This is a genomic window from Miltoncostaea marina (assembly GCF_018141525.1).
Taxonomy (GTDB): domain Bacteria; phylum Actinomycetota; class Thermoleophilia; order Miltoncostaeales; family Miltoncostaeaceae; genus Miltoncostaea; species Miltoncostaea marina.
Genome location: NZ_CP064655.1, coordinates 710,884 through 726,825, shown reverse-complemented (window position 1 = coordinate 726,825; position 15,942 = coordinate 710,884). Strand labels below are relative to the sequence as shown.

Genomic DNA, 15,942 nt, shown 5'->3' with positions numbered 1-15,942 from the left:
ATCACCTGGGCTGGGAGGTGGGCGGAGTGCGGGGGGCGGCCCCCGCACCGAGGAGCCGCGTGAGGATGAGGGAGGCGGGGCAGGCGCCGACCGCGGCGTACAGCCACTGGTTGAGGCCGACGAACACGGTCAGCAGCAGGAACCACGGCGTCACGAGGACGGCGAGGGCCACGCTCGCCAGCGTGACCGTGCCGGCCAGCGCGAACAGCAGGCGCTCGATGCGCGGGCCGCCGGACGGGGCGCAGGGGGCGCTCATGCGGCACCCCCGGCGAGCAGCTCGTCGAGCTCGGCGACCTGCCGGCGCAGGCCGCCGCAGACCAGCTCGCAGAGCTCGAAGATGGTGTCGTCGGCGATCGAGCAGCGGACGCGGTTGCCGTCCCGCCGACGGGCGACGATGCCGGCCTGCGCCAGCACGCCGACGTGCTTGGAGACGTTCTGCTGGGTGGCGCCGAGCGCCTCGGTGAGCTCGTTGACGGTGCGCGGCCCGTCGCGCAGCGCGTCGAGCAGGCGGATGCGCATGGGCTCGCCGATCACCCGGAAGCGCTGCGCGATGAGCTCGACGAGCGGCTCCGGGAGGGGGTGTGGGATCGCGACTGGTTCGGTCATGCGCACAACTGTACCACCGTGTGGTTGTGCTGCAACAGCGCGCTGCCCGCCGCGCCGCCCGGCCCGGGCGTCGGTCAGGCCGCGGGCCCGCCCGGGGCGACCCTGCGCCAACGAGGCCGCAGGGTCGCGGGCGCAGGGTCGCGGCCGCGCGCCGCGCGAGGGCCGGCGCGCCCTGCCGCCGGGCCGCACGGAGGGCCGCGACGACGACGTCGCGCCTCGTCGCGCACAGGGGCGCCCAGCCGGGGAGGACCTCCCCCAGCCGCGGCGGAGACGGCGGAGCCGCGCCGCCGGGCCGGCTCCAGCCCCCGCCCCGGCGTCGCCCACCGCCTCGGCCGCCGGCCGGGTCCGCGACGGTGGCGGTCGCGGTCACGCGGCGCCGGCGCGCGGGCCGGCCGCCCGCGGTTGACCACCGGCCACCCCCCTCGCGAGCGGGGCGGGATCGGCAGGGCGAACCTCTCCCCACCCCGGCCGCCCGCGGCCGGCCGGGGCGACCGGACGACCCGGTGCCGCGGCGGCTACGCCGGCGCGTCCCCCAGCGCGTAGCGCAGCACCTCGACCACCTGCTCGGGCTCGCGCGCGACGGCCAGCGCCGCGCGGTCGACCTCCTTCAGCGCGTGGTCGTGCTCGGGCGGGTGCAGGGTGATCAGCGGCGTGCCGAGCGCGGCCGCGTAGCCGGCGTCGAAGGCGGCGTTCCACTGCCGGTAGCGCTCGCCGAACCGCACCACGACCACGTCCGCCCGCTCGATGAGGATCCGCGTGCGGATCGCGTTGACGCCGGCCCCGACGTGGTCGTCCCAGAAGGGGCGCCCCTGGTCGCCGAAGACCGCCGTGCCGGCCGCGTCGGATGCCGCGTGGTCGGTCACCGGGGCGGTGAACACGACGTCCAGGCCGGCTGCCGCCGCGCCCTGCTCGATGCGCTCGCGCCAGTCCGAGTGGATCTCGCCTGAGAGGTGGACCTGCCAGGGCACCGCGGCATCCTACGCCCCCGGGCCGGGCCACCGGGGGAGCGCCGGCCCTCCATCTGTCATCGTCCCCGGCGTGTGCAGGATGCGGGCGGGGGGGGAACCTGACGCGACGATGACGAGCGCTCCACCCACGGCCCCGTGAGCGGGTCCCAGGCGGCACCGGCGCGGATCGGGCTTGGCCTCGCCGCGCTGGGGCGGCCCGGGTACCTCAACCTCGGCCACGGCGCCGACCTGGGGGAGGACCGCTCCGTCGAGGGCATGCGGCGCCGGGCCCACGAGGTGCTCGACGCGGCCTACGAGGCCGGCGTGCGCGCCTTCGACGCGGCGCGCTCCTACGGGCGGGCCGAGGAGTTCCTCGGGGAGTGGCTGCGCCTGCGCCGGCCGCAGGACGTGGTCGTGAGCTCCAAGTGGGGCTACGTCTACACGGCGGGCTGGCGGGTGGACGCCGATCCGCCCGAGGTGAAGCACCACGACGTCGACACGCTGCGGCGGCAGATCGGCGAGACGCGCGGGCTGCTGGGCGACTGGCTGGCGCTCTACCAGATCCACTCCGCGACGCCCGAGAGCGGCGTGCTGGAGGACGACGCGGTGCTGGCCGAGCTCGCCGCGCTGCGCGCGTCGGGCGTGGCGGTCGGCGTCACCGTGAGCGGCACGAGCCAGGCCGAGACGATCGGGCGGGCGCTGGAGCTGGAGGCCTTCGACAGCGTGCAGGCGACGTGGAACCTGCACGAGCGCGCCGCCGAGGGCGCCTTGGAGCGGGCGCACGCGGCCGGCCTGCGGGTGTACGTGAAGGAGGCGCTCGCCAACGGGCGCCTCGCGGGACGCGAGCCGTCGCCCCTGCTCGGGGAGGCCGCGGCCGACGCGGGCACGACGCCGGACGCGCTCGCCCTGGCGGCGGCCCTGGCCCGGCCCTGGGCCGGCGTGGTGCTGAGCGGCGCCGCGAGCGTGCCGACGCTGCGCAGCAACCTCGGCGCCGAGGCGGTGGCCTGGTCGGACGAGCTCGAGCGGCGGCTCGCGCCGCTGCGCGAGGACAGCGCCGCGTACTGGGCGCGGCGGTCGGGCCTGCGCTGGAACTGACCGCGCACCCGCGCCGCCCCGGCCGGGACGGCTGAGCCGTGTTCCTGGCCCTCCGCGAGATCCGGCGCGCCAAGGCCCGCTTCGGCCTGCTCGTGGCCGCCGTCGCGCTGCTCATGTTCCTGATCCTGGTCCAGCAGGCGCTGCAGAGCGGGCTGGTGCGCGCGTTCGTGGGCGCGATCGAGCGCCAGTCGGCGCCCGTGCTGGTGTACTCGGTCGACGGGCAGCGCACCCTGCAGGGCAGCGTGGTGCCGCCGCGGCTGGAGCGCGCCGTGCGCGCGGTCGACGGCGTGGCGGAGGCGGGCCGCATCGGCCAGGGCACGTTCACGGCCGTGGTGGGCGACGAGGCCGGGCGGTCGGACGCCGCGCTGATCGGGTTCGACCGGCCGTCGCTCGGGGGCCCGGACGAGCTGAGCGAGGGCCGCATGCCGCGCGCCCCGGGCGAGGCGGTGGGCAGCGCCGGCGACTTCGCGGTCGGCGACCGGGTGCGGCTTGTGACGCCGGGCGAGGGGCCGGACATCCGGGTGGTCGGCCTCACGGAGGACGCGCAGATCCAGGTGACCCCCACCCTGTTCGTCGCCTGGCCGGACTACGTCGCCGCGACCCGGGCCGCCAACCCCGACGCGACGGTCGTGCCCCCGAGCGCGATCGGCGTCCGCCCCGCCGCCGGCGTCACCGACGAGGAGCTGACGCGGCGGATCAACGCGGCCTCGCCCGAGGCCGACGCGCTGACGCGCGCCCGGGCGGCCGGCGAGGCGCCCGGCGTGGCCGAGGTGCGCCGCTCCTTCGACATGATCTTGCTGCTGTTCGCGCTGGTGGTGCCGCTCGTCACCGGCCTCTTCTTCCTCATCATCACCTTCCAGAAGTCGCGGGCGCTGACCCTGCTGCGGGCGGTCGGCGCGCCGGCCGGAGCGCTCGTGCGCGCGCTGCTCGTCCAGGTGCTGATCGTGATCGGCGGCGGCTCGCTGATCGGGGTGCTGCTCTACGCGCCGCTGTCGCAGCGCTCGCTCGGCTCGGTGGCGCTGAGCTTCGACGCCCGCGCCGTGGCGGCGTGGGTCGCGCTGCTGCTGGTGCTGGGGCTGCTGAGCGCGCTGGTCGCCGCCCGCCGCGTGCTGGCCATCGACCCGGTCGAGGCGACGACCGGCGGGGGCGCGCGATGAGGCTCGCTCTGCGCGAGATGCGCCGGCGGCCGGGGCGCTTCGGCGTGACCACCGCGATCCTCACCCTCATCGCGCTGCTGCTGATGTTCCTCGGCGGCCTGCTCGACGGGCTGATCGCCGGCAGCACCGGCGCGCTGCGCGCCCAGCAGGCGGACCTGATCGTGTACTCGGACGCCGCCGAGGAGTCGCTGGTGCGCAGCCGCCTGACCCCGGAGGAGCGCGCGCGGGTGGAGCAGGCGGCGGACGGCGCGCGGGTGGCCGGCCTCGGCAGCGTGCAGCTCGGCGCGCGCCTGGAGGGCCGCGGCCCGCGCGACCTGGTGCCCGTGGTGCTGTTCGGCTTCGAGGCCGCGCCGGAGGGCATCGACGGCGGCCCGCCGCCGGACGGCCGGGTCTACGCCGACGACACCCTGCGCGCCGAGGGCGTGGACGAGGGCGACGTCATCCGGCTGGGCGCCGCCCGCACCCCGGTCGAGGTGGTGGGCTTCGTCGAGGACAGCCGCTACGCCGGCCAGGGCACGCTGTGGGGCTCGCTCGCCACCTGGCGCGAGGTGGTGGGCGCCAACCGGCCCGGCGAGCGGGTGGGCGACGGCGTCGTGCAGGCCCTCGTGGTGGGCGACGGCTCGGGGGCGGCGCCCGCGCCCGAGGCGATCGACCGCGCGACCGGCGGGGCCACCTCGACGCTGACGATCGACGGCGCCATCGACGCGCTGCCCGGCGTGTCGCAACAGCGCACCGTCTTCACCCAGATCATCGGCGTGACGGTCATCATCGCGCTGGTCGTGGTGGCGCTCTTCTTCGCGCTGATCACCGTGGAGCGGACCGCCCTCTACGGCGTGCTGAAGGCGATCGGCGCCGGGTCCGGCACCCTGTTCGCCGGGGTGCTGCTGCAGGCGCTCGTGGTGACGCTGATCGCCTCGGCGATCGGCGTGGCCGCCTCGCTGGCGATCGACGCCGCGCTGCCCGCGGGCTCGCTGCCGTTCCTCGCCAGCCCCGTCCGCCTTGCCGCCAACGTGGGCTACCTCGTGCTGGCCGCCGCCGTCGGCTGCGCCTTCTCGCTGCGCCGCGTGCTGCGCATCGACCCCGCGCGCGCGATCGGGGGCGAGCAGTGAGCGGCCGTGGCCCGACCCCCTCCTCCCCCCGACACGGAGCGCAGATGAGCACCGAGCCGACCCCCGCGCTGCGCATGGAGGCCGTGCGCAAGGTCTTCCGCAGCGGCGACGACGAGGTCGTGGCCCTCGACCACGTCGACCTGACCGTGGCCGGCGACGAGATCATCGCGCTCGTGGGCCCGTCGGGGTCGGGCAAGACGACCCTCTGCTCCATCGCCGGCGGCCTGCTGCAGACCACCGATGGGCGGGTGGAGGTCGGCGGCCGGGACATCTCCGGCTATGGGCCGAAGGAGCTCACGGAGTTCCGGCGCACGTCGGTCGGCTTCGTCTTCCAGACGGTCAACCTGGTCCCGTTCCTCACCGCCCGCGAGAACCTGCTGGTGGTGGACGAGCTGGGGCCGCGCACTGGACGCAGGGCGAGGGAGCGGGCGGACCAGCTGCTCGAGGAGCTCGGCCTGGCCGACAAGGCCGGCGCCATGCCGGCGCAGCTGTCGGGCGGCCAGCGCCAGCGCGTGGCGATCGGGCGGGCGCTCATGAACGAGCCCGATCTCGTGCTGTTCGACGAGCCCACCTCCGCGCTCGACACGCAGCTCGGCGACCAGGTCGTGCACCTCATCCGCGACGAGATGAAGTCGCGCGGCACCGCGGCGATCATCGTCACCCACGACGACCGCATCACCCACTACGCCGACCGCGTCGTGACGATCACGGACGGCCGGCTGATCGACCGCTAGGCCCCGCCGGTCGCGATCGGCCAGCCCGCGCGGGCCCAGGCCGGCACCCCGCCGTCCACCACGTGGAGCGGCTCGCGCACGCCGCCGCGCCGCAGCAGGCCCGTGGCCACGGCGGAGCGCTGACCCGAGCCGCAGACGACCGCCACGGGGCGGGCCGGGTCGATGCCCGCCGGCACCCCGCGCACGTCGTGGTACGGCATGTGCACCGAGCCGGGGATGTGTCCCGCCTCCCACTCGGCGCGCTCCCGCACGTCGAGCACCTGCACGCCGTCGCCGGCGCGCCAGCGCTCGTGCAGGCCCGGCACGTCGATGCGGGCGACGCGTTCCACGGGCAGCCGCTCGTCGCGCCACGCGGTCATGCCGCCGGACAGGTAGCCCGCGACCTCGCGCACGCCGACCGCCGCGGCGAGCCCGGCGGCCTGCAGCGCCGTCTCGTCGTCGCGCCCCGCGAAGACCAGCGGCTGCCCCGGCTGGGCGATCCAGGCGAGCTTCGAGCCGAACCCCGCCCGGCGGATCGTGATGTTGACCGCGCCCGGCACGTGCGCCTCGTCGAACTGGAAGCCGGTGCGCACGTCCACGACCAGCGCGCCGTCGGCGGCGGCCGCCCGCACCTGGCGCGGGGTGAGGGGGTGGGCGTCGAGCGGCTCGCGCAGCAGCGGGCCGCGGTTGAGCTCCACGATGGCGCGGAAGTTGGGCGGCTGCGGCCCGAGGCCGGCCAGCGCCCGCTCCACGAACGCGTCCTCGTCGGCGATGCCGAGCAGGTCCTGGGTGGCCCGCTCGAAGCCGATCGTCGAGCAGATCTTGAGGTCCATGCCGGGGCCGCCGCACATCGAGCCGCCGAGATGGCCCGGCCACACCTCCACCGTGTCGGGCAGCGGCAGCAGCGCCCCGCGGAGCGACCGGAAGATGCCGCGCGCGCCCTCCTCGCGGTCGACCGCGAGGTCCGGGCGGGCGATGTCGCCGACGAAGAGCGAGTCGCCGGTGAGCACCGCCCAGGGCTCGTCGCTGCGGCCGGTGTCGGTCAGCGTGAACGCCGTGTGCTCCGGCCGGTGGCCCGGGGTGTGCAGCGCGCGCACGGCCAGCGCCCCCAGGCGCAGCTCCCAGCCCTCGTCGATCGGCTCGTGGTCGTACGCGGGCGCCGCGTCGCGGTGGATGTGGATGGTCGCCCCCGTCGCGGCCACCAGCCGGCCGTGGCCGGAGACGTGGTCGGCGTGGGTGTGGGTCTCGATGACGTGCTCGATGCGCACCCCGAGGTAGCGGGCCAGGCGCAGGTACTCGTCGATGTCGAGCCGCGGGTCGACGACCGCTGCGACGCCCGCGTCGTCGTCCCCGATCAGGTAGCTCGCGCAGCCGAGGTCGTCGTGGGTGAGCTGGCGGAAGATCACGGGCTGCCCTCCGGGACGGGTCCGGGACGCCGGGCGGACGGGCCGCCCGGGGCGACGATACCCGCGTCCTGCGCGGCGCTGCACTTTCCGGACGGCCTGCCGATACGAAATCCATGCGCGCGAGCGACCAGACCGCCGCGGGCCCCGAGCGGGTCGTGGCCGACCTCGCGGCGGCCCTCTTCTCGGAGCGGCCCGGACGCGACGCGGCCCTCGACGCGGTGGCCGCCGCGGCGCGCCGCGCGCTGGGCGCGGACCGAGCCACCTGCTACACGAGCTCCCCGGACCAGCGGGTGGTCTCGGTGCACACGACGGAGGAGGACCCGCGGCGGCGAGCGCTCGTGCTCGGCGCGGTCGGCGCCCTCGCCGAGGACCTGCCCGTGTGGCGCGCCGTGCGCGCCGACCCGGCCGCGCTGATCGCCGTGGAGGATGTCGCCCGATCACCCCTCATCCCGCCCGGCGTGGCGGCCGCGCTCGGGGTGGGCGCGCTGCTCTGCGTGCGGCTGCACGACCCCGCCGCGCCCCCCGGCGCGCCCGACATCGGCCACCTGTTCGTCTCGTGGGCGTCGCCCCGGGCGGTCGGCGGGCGCGAGCGCTCCACCGCCCTGGCGCTGGCCGCGCTCGCCGCCCCCGCCGTGGCCGCGGCCGGGCGCCAGGCCGAGACGCGCGCCGCCCTCATCGCCGCGCGCGAGGCCCTCGCCCGGGCCCAGGCCGCCGAGGAGGCCATGGCGCGCGGGCAGCGCGTGGCGCGCATCTACACCTGGAGCTGGAACACGGTCACCGGCGAGTCGCACTACTCGAGCGGCACGCTCCACGTGCTGGGGATCCCGGCCGACCGGATCACGCAGGAGGTGAAGCGCGCCCACATCCCGCCGGCCGACCGCGCCCGGCTGGCGGCCGAGGGCCGTCGCGCCGCCGCCGGCGGCGGGCCGATGGACATCCGCTTCCGCTGGCGGCACCCCGACGGACGCGAGCTGATCCTCGACGGCCACGCCGAGCCGGACGTCTGGGACCCCGCGGGCCGGCCGCTGCGCTACTCGGGCGCCATGATCGACGTCACCGACCGTCAGCGCGCCGAGGAGCGCCTGCGGGCCAGCGAGGCCCGCAACCGGGCGCTCGCCGGCGAGCAGACCGTGCTGCGCCGCGTGGCCACCGCCGTGGCGCAGGGGCGCGATCCCGAGGTGCTCTTCGACCTCGTCGCCGAGGAGGCCGCCGGGCTGCTCGGCGGCCAGGCCGCGGCGGTCTGCCGCATCGAGGGCGGCGAGGCCGCCGTGGTGGGGTACTGGGGCGCGGCGGACGTCCCCTTCGCGCGGCGCATCCCCCTCGACGGCTCGACGGCGCTGTCCGAGGTCGCGCGGACCGGCCGCTCCGCGAGCGTCCGCTACTCGGGGGCGGGCGACGACCACATCACCGCGCAGCTGCGCGACCAGGGCATGCGCCGCGGCGTGGCGGCCCCGGTGCTGGCCGGCGGGCGACTGTGGGGCGCGATCAGCGTGGTCGACCGCTCCGGCGACACCGGCGCGGCGGCCGACGCGGACGCCGACGCCGACGCCGCCTGGCCGGGTTCGCCGAGCTCGTCGGCCTCGCCATCGCCAACGCCGACGCGCGGCGCCAGCTCGCCGATCGCGCGGCCACCGACCCGCTGACGGGCATCGCCAACCACCGCACCTTCCACGAGCGGCTGGCCGACGAGTGGGAGCGCGCCCGGCGCCACGGCCGCCCGCTGTCGCTGGTGCTGCTCGACCTCGACCACTTCAAGCGCATCAACGACGTCCACGGCCACCAGGCCGGCGACCGGGTGCTGATCGACGTCGCCGACGCCCTGCGGACGCTCGTGCGCGCGGGCGACGTGGTCGCCCGCGTGGGCGGCGAGGAGTTCGCCTGGCTCATGCCCGAGACCGACGCCGCGAGCGCCTTCGCCGGCGCCGAGCGGGCGCGGGCCGCGATCGCCCGGCTCCGCGGGCCGGGCGGCGGGGGCCTCACGGTCTCCGCGGGCGTCTGCGACACGGAGCACGCCTCGGGCGCCGCCGAGCTGTACGCGCTCGCCGACGGGGCCCTCTACTGGGCCAAGGCGCACGGCCGCGACGCCTCGTGCCGCTACTCGCCCGCGGTCGTCGAGGTGCTGTCCGCCGAGGAGCGGGCGCGCCGGCTGGAGCGCTCCCAGGCGCTCGCCGCGCTGCGGGCGCTCGCCCGCGCGGTCGACGCGAAGGACCCCCACACGCAGCGCCACTCCGAGCGCGTCGCCGCGCTGGCCGCCGGCATCGCCGAGGTGATCGGCTGGCCGCCGGAGCGCACCGCGCTGCTCCACGAGGCCGGCCTGGTCCACGACGTCGGCAAGATCGGCGTGCCGGACGCCGTCCTCGCCAAGCCCGCCGCCCTGACGGCCGCCGAGTACGAGCAGGTCAAGCAGCACGCCGCCCTCGGCGCCGACATCGCGGGCGAGATCCTGTCCGCCGAGCAGACGGCATGGGTGCGCGGCCACCACGAGCGCTGGGACGGCCGCGGCTACCCGGACGCGCTCGCCGGCGCGGCCATCCCGGAGGGCGCCCGCATCCTCGCTCTCGCCGACGCGCTCGACGTGATGACGGCCTCGCGCAGCTACCGCTCGGCGATCTCATGGGAGGCGGCGCTCGAGGAGTGCCGGGCGACCGCCGGCGCCCAGTTCGAGCCGCGCATCGTCGCCGCGCTCGGCCGGCTCCCCCGGCCGCTGCTCGTCCCGCCCGGCGGCCCGGTCGCGGCGGAGCGCCGACCCGTGACCGCCTGAGCGGCGCCGGGGGCACAGCGCCCCGGTGAGCGCCACGAGCTGCTCGCGCAGGCGGCGCATCGTGACGGCGCCGCCGCGACGTGCTCGTGCAGGCGGGCGGACGCGATGCGGACCGGCTCCCGCGGCAGCAGCAGCGCCAGATGGTCGGGGCGGGGCGCGGGGCCGTCGCCGTCGGCGGATGGACCGGCGCGCGCGAGGGCGCTCGTCACGCTCGCCCCCGGCGCCGAGATGGAGCGCCGCGCCCCGGCAGCCGCCGCGCTCGCGGCGGGCGACGGCCTCCACGAGGCGGGGGCGCTGATCCAGCTCGCGCGGGCGCATGGGATCACGATCACCCAGCCGGTGGACCGGCGACGGCCGCGCCTGCACTCCGGCCAGGCGCGGGATCGGAGCCGGCGGGCGTCCCGGCCGCGCCCGCCGAGGGGCTCGTCGTCCCATCGCCGGGGCCGGCGGGGACGCCCGCGGCGAGCCCGTCCGTGATCGCCCGGGGTCCGCGTCACGCGCCTCCCGGCACGCCCGGTCCGGCCTCGGCGCGCCGTTCGCCCGACCACGGCGCGCCGGGCGGCTGACGCCGCCCTCAGCCGGGGCGCAGCCGCGCGGCCTCCACGCTGCGCGCCCAGGGCTCGGCCAGCACCGGCCAGCGCGCCAGGATCTCGGCGTGGCGGATGTGCCGGTAGTTCTCGCCGCGGGAGACGATGGTGCGGGTGGGGTCGCCGGGGTCCTGGACCGCCGCGACGCCGAGGCCCATGAACGCCCCTCCGGACGCCGCGCCCGCGGCGGCGCGCGTCGGTGCCGGCTCACCCGCCATGGGCGGAGCCTATCCGGCGCCGGACCTCACCCCTGCTTCCTGGCGATCGCCTTCGCCAGCTCGTGCTTCGTCATCTTCGAGCGGCCGCGCACGTCCAGCTTGCGGGCGCGCTGCATGAGCTCGTCCTTCGTGTTGCCCTCGACGTCCACGCCGCCGTAGGTCTCGCCCTCGCCGCGCCGGGCCGCCGCGCCGCCCCGCTTCGCGCGCGGGTCGGACGGGCCCTTCTCGTCCTTCTCCTCCCAGTGGTCGCCGACCTTCTCGTGGGTGTGCTTGAGGGCGGCGAACGCCGTGCGGTGGGCGCGCTCGCCCTCCCCGTACTGCTCCACCGCGCTGTCGTGGGTCGCGATCCACGTGCGCTGCGCCTTCTTCGACGAGCGCTTCAGCGTGGACGGAAGCTCCTCGCGTCCGGGCATCGCGTCGTTCCTCCTCCCGCGGGTACGTGCCCCGGTGGTCCCCGCTGCCCGGGGATGCCGAACGTCGCCCGGCAGGCTACGGACGGGGTCGCAGGGCGGCCGGATCGTCGCTGATGAAGCCGGTGACGCCCCAGCCGGCCAGCTCGCGGGCGAGGCCGGGGTCGTCGACCGGCCAGCTCCAGACCTCCGCGGCGCGCTCGCGCAGCGCCGCCACGATCGCCGGGGTGAGGATGCGCCGGTCGACCGACACGCCCTCGAGCGACCCGGGGCGGTAGCGGCGCAGCAGGTGGGCGACCTGCCGGCGCCGGCCGACCGAGTGCAGGGTCCTGACGCCCGGCTCGCCGCGCAGCCGGTCGGCGACGCGCCACGAGCGGGCGGAGACGACCAGGGGGCGGCGGGCACGCCAGCCGCGCGTCGCCGCCAGCACGAGGGCGGGCATGCGGGGGTCGTAGCCCTTCACGTCGAGCATCAGCGTCGCCCCGAGCGGTGCCGCGGCCTCGAGCAGCGCGCCCAGGCCGACGCGCGGCGTCGCCCGGTCGAGCAGGTACCAGCGCTCCCACCGCACCGGAAGGGGCCCGAGGCCCTTCGCGTGACGCACCTCCAGCCGGCCGCGGAAGAGGCGCACGTCGGCCTCCAGCACGTCGGCGTGGGCCGCCGCCCGGGCCAGCCCGGCGAGGTCGTCGCCGGCCCGGTGGGCGATCACCGTGCCGGGCACGCTCATCGCGTGGGCCGGGCCCAGTCGGGCGTGCGGCGGACGCGCGGCAGCTCCCGGGCCACGAGGAGGCCGACGAGGGCGACCGCGCCGCCGGCGAGCACGTCGACGACGTAGTGGTTGGCGGTCGCCACCACGGCCACCCCCATCGCCGCCACCATCGCCACCGCGGCGACCCGGACGATCCCCACCCGGGTCGAGCGCCAGACCACGATCCCCACGAGCAGGTTCCACCCGAAGTGCAGGCTCGGCAGGGCCGCGTACTGGTTGACGAGGCCCGGCGGCTGCAGGGTGCGGTACGAGGTCGAGCGCTCGGAGACCGTGTCGACGATCTCGAGGATGCCGAGCCGCGGCGGCACCACCGGCACGAGGGCGAAGATCACCAGGCCGATCGCGCCGGAGGCGAACATCGCGTTGCGCAGCAGGTAGTAGCGGTCCGGGGCCAGCACGAAGAGCGTCGCCAGCGCGACGCCGACCACGGGCCAGTGGCCGTAGATGTAGACCCAGTTGGCGAGCGTGACGAGCGCGTCGGAGCCGATGACGAGCGACTGGACCCATTCCTCCCAGCCGAGGCCGAGCGCCCGCTCCAGGCGCACGAGGGCCTCGGCGTTCCCGGTCGCCTCCGGGAGGGAACCCTCCGTCAGGCCCCGAACACCGAAGTACGCCAGCGCGGCGCCGCCGACGAGCAGGATCTGCACGAGGAACACGCCGAGGCCGGGGCGGCGCGCGGCGCGGGCACGCAGCCGCCGTGCGAGCGAGGGAGCACCGCGATCCATCTGCCAGGTCACGCAGCGATGATCCCCCACCGGACCCCGTCGTGGCCCGCCGGCGGGCGGCGAGTTGCGTCGCTCGCGCTGCTCGGCGTCGCGGCCGGGCTGGTCGTGCTCGCCGCCCTGACCGTCCACCCGGGCTCGGTGGGGGCGGCGCTCGCGGGCGCGCACCCGGACGCCCTCGCGCTCTCGGTGATCGCCTACGCGGCGGGCCAGACGCTCTCGGGGGTCATGTGGGCCATCTGCCAGCGCGCCGGCGGCGTGCGGATCGGGCTCGGCACCACGCTCGGCCTGCACTGGATCTCGCGCGGCGCCTGCGAGCTGCTGCCGGCCTCGCTCGGCGAGGTCGTGCGCGTGGGCCTGGTGCGGCGCCACCCGAACGGCGCGTCGGCCGGCGCGTGGCGCATCGCCGGGGGGCTCGCGGGCTACAAGGGCATCGACGCGGCGGTCACGGCCCTCGCCGTGCTCGCCATCACGATGGCCGCACCGCTGCCCGGGCCGGCCGGCAACCTGCGCTGGACGGCGCTCGGCGCGATCGTCGTCGTGGCCGTCCTCGCGCTCGCGTGGCGGCGCGGCGCCGGTCGCCGGCTGGTGCGCCGGCTGCCGCGCGGGCCGCGTCGTGCCGCCCGGCGCATGCGCGAGGGCGCCGGCGTGCTCGGCGACGCGCGCGCGGCGCGCAGCGCGGCGCTCGTCGGCGCCGGGGCGGTCGCCGCCCGGCTGGTGAGCCTCGCCGCGCTGCTGGCGGCGTTCGGCGTCCCGGCCACCGCGGCGGGCCTGGTGTTCAGCGTGGTGGTGCTGGCCGGCGCCGTCCCGGCCATGCCGGGCGGCGGGGGCGCGCGGGAGCTGCTGCTGGTGCCGGCGCTGGCCCTCGCCTACGGCACGCCGGCGTCCACCGCGCTCGCCCTGAGCCTGGCCGTGCAGGCCACCGCGCTCGTCGCCTCGCTGGGCGCGGCGCTGCTGGCCCTCGCCTGGCTGGGGCGCAGCATCGGCTCGTGGGGCGCGGAGCGGCCGGCGCCCGCGCCGGCCTCCGCGTAGCGACCGCCGGCCGCTACGCGGCGCGCTCCGCCAGGCCGCGGCGCAGCAGGGCGAGCACGGCGAGCTCCTCCGCGCTGTGGCCGTTCTCCATCCTGCGGTCGATCTCGCCGACGAGCGAGGAGATGGTGCGGCCATCGAGGAAGTGGTCGATGACCCGCGGGTCGATGTAGCTCGATCTGCACACCGCCGGCGTGTTGCCCAGCAGCTCCGCCGCGATGCGGCACACGCGTGCCACCGCGCGCTGGCGCTCCCGGGCGCCCTCGATCGGCCCGACCTCGTCGAGCGCCACCGCGGCCGCGACGGTGCCGGCCCAGGTGCGGAAGTCCTTGGCCGAGAAGTCCTCCCCCATCAGCTCCTTGATGTAGGCGTTGACGTCGGACGACCTCACGTCGACCGGGGTGCCGTCCTCGTCGAGGTAGGCGAACACCTCGTAGCCCGGCAGCTCGTCCATCTCGGCGACGACCCTCGCGAGGCGCGCGTGGGTGATCTCGGCGTGGTGGTCGACCCCACCCTTGCCCGTGAAGTCGAGGGTGAGGGTGTCGCCCTCGACCGTGACGTGCTTCGAGCGCAGTGTGGCGAGGCCGTACGTCTTGTGGCGCGTCGCGTACTCCTCCCCGCCCACCCGGATCCTGGTGCGGTCCAGGATCTGGACCGCCGCCGCGAGCGCCTTCTCGCGGTCGAGCCGCCGGCGCCGGAGCTGGTTCTCGGTGGCGCGCCGCAGCGCCGGGAGCCCCTCGGCGAAGCGCAGGATGCGTTCGTACTTCTCGACCTGCCGCTGCTCGTGCCAGGCGGGGTGGTACAGGTACTGGCGCCGCCCGGCAGCGTCGGTGCCGGTGGCCTGCAGGTGGCCGCGCGACGAGCGGCAGATCCAGACGTCGCGCCAGGCGGGCGGGATCGCCAGCGCCTCGAAGCGGGCGCGCAGCCGCGGGTCGGTCACGACGGAGCCGTCGGGCGCGTGGTAGCTCCAGCCGCGGCCGCGCCGGCGGCGGGTGTACCCGGGCTCCCGGTCGGAGCTGTGGCGGAGGCTCGGCATCGCGGCGCCGGGCATGTTCCCCCGCGGCGCCCGCGGCACACCCGGTTTCCGGCGGGCCCGGGCGGGCACCCATTGGGGCGAGTCACGCGACGGACGGAGGCCCCGCACATGCCCGAGACCAGCCTGAGCCCGCAGATGGCGTCGGAGCTCGAGACGCTCCGCGCCCAGGGCTGCCGCATCGTCGGCCCCGGCCCGATGACGCCCGGCGAGACGCCGCCCACGGCCGACACGCGGGTGCCCATGCCGGGCATGCACGTGCAGATCGTGCAGGGCAGCACCCTCATCGAGGGCTTCGGCGCCACCGCCGACGAGGCGGTGAGCGACGCCATCGGCAAGCTCGGCGGCTACAAGCCGACCGGGCACGCGCCGCCCGCCGGCTGAGCCGCCCGCCACGACCCGTGGAGCGCGTGGTCGCCACCGGCGGCCTCCTCCGTGGTCGTGAGGTGGCCGGGAGCCCGTTGCCACGGCGCCGGGGCACGTGACGGGCGGCCGCCCGGCGTTTCCGCCCGGGGGGGGCCGGGTAGTCGCCGGGTCCGGCCCCGCACACCGGAGGTGCACCTTTGGCTGGACACATCGAGAACCGCAGGGTCGCGATCCTCGCCACCCACGGCGTCGAGCAGGTCGAGCTGGACGAGCCGCGGCGCGCGCTCGAGGAGGCCGGCGCGACGGTGGCGCTGGTCGCCCCCGAGGGGGGCGCGATCCAGGCGTTCAACCACCTCGACCGGGGCGACGAGCGCCCGGTCGACCTCACCCTCGACGAGGGGAAGGCCGAGGACTTCGACGCCCTCGTGCTGCCGGGCGGCGTGGCGAACCCAGACTTCCTCCGCACGGACGAGCGGGCCACCCGCTTCGTGCGCGACTTCTTCGCGCTCGAGAAGCCCGTCGGCGTGATCTGCCACGGGCCGTGGACGCTCATCGAGGCCGGCGTCGTCCGCGGCCGCACGCTCACCTCGTGGCCGAGCCTGCGCACGGACCTCGAGAACGCCGGCGCGAACTGGGTGGACGAGGAGGTGGTGGTCGACGCGGGCCTCGTCTCGAGCCGCAAGCCCGACGACCTCCCGGCCTTCTGCGCGAAGATCGTCGAGGAGTTCGCCGAGGGCCGCCACTCGCGGCAGGCCGCGTGATGGTGGGCGACGACGAGCGGCGCGAGGGCGAGATCAGCCCGGCCGAGTTCACCAGGCGCATGGAGGAGGGCGAGAGCGCCGGGCCCGGGGCTCCCGAGACCGTGGAGCCGCGCGGGCACGGGCGGCGCGGCGCCGACGACCGGCCCGACCCCGACCAGGGCCCGGGCGGGCCGGCGATGAAGGGCATCGGCGGCTCGGGCCCCTCCGGGAACGAGGTGACCGGGGACGACGCCGGCTGACGGGTCGAGCCGGGGGC

Annotated in this window: 19 protein-coding genes; 10 read left to right on the top strand and 9 right to left on the bottom strand. The window is 77.2% G+C overall.

Features of this window, described 5'->3' with window-relative positions; all coding sequences use genetic code 11:
* Nucleotide 1: 1 nt before the first annotated feature.
* The 3 genes from ITJ85_RS03540 to ITJ85_RS03530 form a co-directional block, all read right to left on the bottom strand.
* Nucleotides 2-256 carry a DUF2892 domain-containing protein gene (locus ITJ85_RS03540; RefSeq protein ID WP_217914980.1) on the bottom strand — a complete coding sequence of 85 codons (255 nt, stop codon included), beginning with the start codon at nt 254-256 and terminating at the stop codon, nt 2-4.
* Complete coding sequence (locus tag ITJ85_RS03535) at nt 253-606, bottom strand: ArsR/SmtB family transcription factor (protein WP_217914979.1); 354 nt, start codon at nt 604-606, stop codon at nt 253-255. Before ITJ85_RS03535 ends, ITJ85_RS03540 begins: the two co-directional genes overlap by 4 nt.
* 515 nt (nt 607-1,121) lie before the next feature.
* Nucleotides 1,122-1,574: a YtoQ family protein gene (locus ITJ85_RS03530; protein WP_217914978.1), complete on the bottom strand. Its 453-nt coding sequence runs from the start codon at nt 1,572-1,574 to the stop codon at nt 1,122-1,124.
* A gap of 135 nt (nt 1,575-1,709) precedes the next feature.
* On the opposite strand from ITJ85_RS03530, the gene ITJ85_RS03525 reads away from it, so the two are divergent.
* Genes ITJ85_RS03525 through ITJ85_RS03510 form a run of 4 tightly spaced genes read left to right on the top strand, consistent with a single transcriptional unit; the run spans nt 1,710 to nt 5,648 of the window.
* Complete coding sequence (locus ITJ85_RS03525) at nt 1,710-2,648, top strand: aldo/keto reductase (protein ID WP_217914977.1); 939 nt, start codon at nt 1,710-1,712, stop codon at nt 2,646-2,648.
* 38 nt (nt 2,649-2,686) lie between these two features.
* On the top strand, nt 2,687-3,805 hold the full coding sequence (locus ITJ85_RS03520; RefSeq protein ID WP_217914976.1) for an FtsX-like permease family protein: 1,119 nt from the start codon (nt 2,687-2,689) through the stop codon (nt 3,803-3,805).
* Nucleotides 3,802-4,914, top strand: a complete 1,113-nt coding sequence (locus ITJ85_RS03515; protein WP_217914975.1) for an ABC transporter permease — start codon at nt 3,802-3,804, stop codon at nt 4,912-4,914. Before ITJ85_RS03520 ends, ITJ85_RS03515 begins: the two co-directional genes overlap by 4 nt.
* A gap of 44 nt (nt 4,915-4,958) precedes the next feature.
* On the top strand, nt 4,959-5,648 hold the full coding sequence (locus ITJ85_RS03510; RefSeq protein WP_217914974.1) for an ABC transporter ATP-binding protein: 690 nt from the start codon (nt 4,959-4,961) through the stop codon (nt 5,646-5,648).
* On the opposite strand, the gene ITJ85_RS03505 is transcribed toward ITJ85_RS03510, so the two are convergent.
* On the bottom strand, nt 5,645-7,033 hold the full coding sequence (locus tag ITJ85_RS03505) for an MBL fold metallo-hydrolase (protein WP_217914973.1): 1,389 nt from the start codon (nt 7,031-7,033) through the stop codon (nt 5,645-5,647). The genes ITJ85_RS03510 and ITJ85_RS03505 overlap by 4 nt on opposite strands.
* 113 nt (nt 7,034-7,146) lie before the next feature.
* Between ITJ85_RS03505 and ITJ85_RS03500 the strand changes: the two genes are divergently transcribed.
* Together ITJ85_RS03500 and ITJ85_RS17090 are read left to right on the top strand one after the other, a co-directional pair.
* Nucleotides 7,147-8,676, top strand: a complete 1,530-nt coding sequence (locus tag ITJ85_RS03500; protein WP_217914972.1) for a GAF domain-containing protein — start codon at nt 7,147-7,149, stop codon at nt 8,674-8,676.
* Nucleotides 8,586-9,794: a diguanylate cyclase gene (locus ITJ85_RS17090; protein WP_246496358.1), complete on the top strand. Its 1,209-nt coding sequence runs from the start codon at nt 8,586-8,588 to the stop codon at nt 9,792-9,794. Before ITJ85_RS03500 ends, ITJ85_RS17090 begins: the two co-directional genes overlap by 91 nt.
* A gap of 574 nt (nt 9,795-10,368) precedes the next feature.
* On the opposite strand, the gene ITJ85_RS03490 is transcribed toward ITJ85_RS17090, so the two are convergent.
* The 4 genes from ITJ85_RS03490 to ITJ85_RS03475 form a co-directional block, all read right to left on the bottom strand.
* Nucleotides 10,369-10,599 carry a hypothetical protein gene (locus tag ITJ85_RS03490; protein WP_217914971.1) on the bottom strand — a complete coding sequence of 77 codons (231 nt, stop codon included), beginning with the start codon at nt 10,597-10,599 and terminating at the stop codon, nt 10,369-10,371.
* A gap of 26 nt (nt 10,600-10,625) precedes the next feature.
* A complete protein-coding gene (locus ITJ85_RS03485) occupies nt 10,626-11,012 on the bottom strand; it encodes a ChaB family protein (RefSeq protein ID WP_217914970.1) in 387 nt (128 codons plus the stop codon).
* Between the two features lie 76 nt (nt 11,013-11,088).
* Nucleotides 11,089-11,733, bottom strand: a complete 645-nt coding sequence (locus tag ITJ85_RS03480) for a glycerophosphodiester phosphodiesterase (protein ID WP_217914969.1) — start codon at nt 11,731-11,733, stop codon at nt 11,089-11,091.
* A complete protein-coding gene (locus ITJ85_RS03475) occupies nt 11,730-12,512 on the bottom strand; it encodes a phosphatase PAP2 family protein (protein ID WP_217914968.1) in 783 nt (260 codons plus the stop codon). The genes ITJ85_RS03480 and ITJ85_RS03475 overlap by 4 nt, the downstream gene beginning before the upstream one ends.
* 6 nt (nt 12,513-12,518) lie before the next feature.
* Between ITJ85_RS03475 and ITJ85_RS03470 the strand changes: the two genes are divergently transcribed.
* Nucleotides 12,519-13,529, top strand: a complete 1,011-nt coding sequence (locus ITJ85_RS03470) for a lysylphosphatidylglycerol synthase domain-containing protein (protein WP_217914967.1) — start codon at nt 12,519-12,521, stop codon at nt 13,527-13,529.
* 13 nt (nt 13,530-13,542) lie between these two features.
* Here ITJ85_RS03470 and ITJ85_RS03465 read toward each other — a convergent pair whose 3' ends face one another.
* A complete protein-coding gene (locus ITJ85_RS03465) occupies nt 13,543-14,562 on the bottom strand; it encodes a DNA topoisomerase IB (RefSeq protein WP_217914966.1) in 1,020 nt (339 codons plus the stop codon).
* A gap of 108 nt (nt 14,563-14,670) precedes the next feature.
* Here ITJ85_RS03465 and ITJ85_RS03460 point away from each other — a divergent pair, with 108 nt between their 5' ends.
* The 3 genes from ITJ85_RS03460 to ITJ85_RS03450 all read left to right on the top strand — a co-directional run bounded on the left by ITJ85_RS03460 (nt 14,671) and on the right by ITJ85_RS03450 (nt 15,925).
* On the top strand, nt 14,671-14,943 hold the full coding sequence (locus ITJ85_RS03460) for a hypothetical protein (RefSeq protein WP_217914965.1): 273 nt from the start codon (nt 14,671-14,673) through the stop codon (nt 14,941-14,943).
* A 179-nt stretch (nt 14,944-15,122) separates the two neighbouring features.
* On the top strand, nt 15,123-15,686 hold the full coding sequence (locus ITJ85_RS03455) for a type 1 glutamine amidotransferase domain-containing protein (RefSeq protein ID WP_217914964.1): 564 nt from the start codon (nt 15,123-15,125) through the stop codon (nt 15,684-15,686).
* Nucleotides 15,683-15,925 carry a hypothetical protein gene (locus tag ITJ85_RS03450; RefSeq protein ID WP_217914963.1) on the top strand — a complete coding sequence of 81 codons (243 nt, stop codon included), beginning with the start codon at nt 15,683-15,685 and terminating at the stop codon, nt 15,923-15,925. The genes ITJ85_RS03455 and ITJ85_RS03450 overlap by 4 nt, the downstream gene beginning before the upstream one ends.
* Nucleotides 15,926-15,942 lie beyond the last annotated feature (17 nt).

Bases quoted from the DNA above. Each gene is read 5' to 3' on its own strand.
- ITJ85_RS03510 (WP_217914974.1), top strand. From the start codon at position 4,959: ATGAGCACCGAGCCGACCCCCGCGCTGCGCATGGAGGCCGTGCGCAAG.
- ITJ85_RS03470 (WP_217914967.1), top strand. From the start codon at position 12,519: ATGATCCCCCACCGGACCCCGTCGTGGCCCGCCGGCGGGCGGCGAGTT.
- ITJ85_RS03540 (WP_217914980.1), bottom strand. From the start codon at position 256: ATGAGCGCCCCCTGCGCCCCGTCCGGCGGCCCGCGCATCGAGCGCCTG.
- ITJ85_RS03500 (WP_217914972.1), top strand. From the start codon at position 7,147: ATGCGCGCGAGCGACCAGACCGCCGCGGGCCCCGAGCGGGTCGTGGCC.
- ITJ85_RS03490 (WP_217914971.1), bottom strand. From the start codon at position 10,599: ATGGCGGGTGAGCCGGCACCGACGCGCGCCGCCGCGGGCGCGGCGTCC.
- ITJ85_RS03460 (WP_217914965.1), top strand. From the start codon at position 14,671: ATGCCCGAGACCAGCCTGAGCCCGCAGATGGCGTCGGAGCTCGAGACG.
- ITJ85_RS03535 (WP_217914979.1), bottom strand. From the start codon at position 606: ATGACCGAACCAGTCGCGATCCCACACCCCCTCCCGGAGCCGCTCGTC.
- ITJ85_RS03485 (WP_217914970.1), bottom strand. From the start codon at position 11,012: ATGCCCGGACGCGAGGAGCTTCCGTCCACGCTGAAGCGCTCGTCGAAG.
- ITJ85_RS03480 (WP_217914969.1), bottom strand. From the start codon at position 11,733: ATGAGCGTGCCCGGCACGGTGATCGCCCACCGGGCCGGCGACGACCTC.
- ITJ85_RS03465 (WP_217914966.1), bottom strand. From the start codon at position 14,562: ATGCCGAGCCTCCGCCACAGCTCCGACCGGGAGCCCGGGTACACCCGC.
- ITJ85_RS03515 (WP_217914975.1), top strand. From the start codon at position 3,802: ATGAGGCTCGCTCTGCGCGAGATGCGCCGGCGGCCGGGGCGCTTCGGC.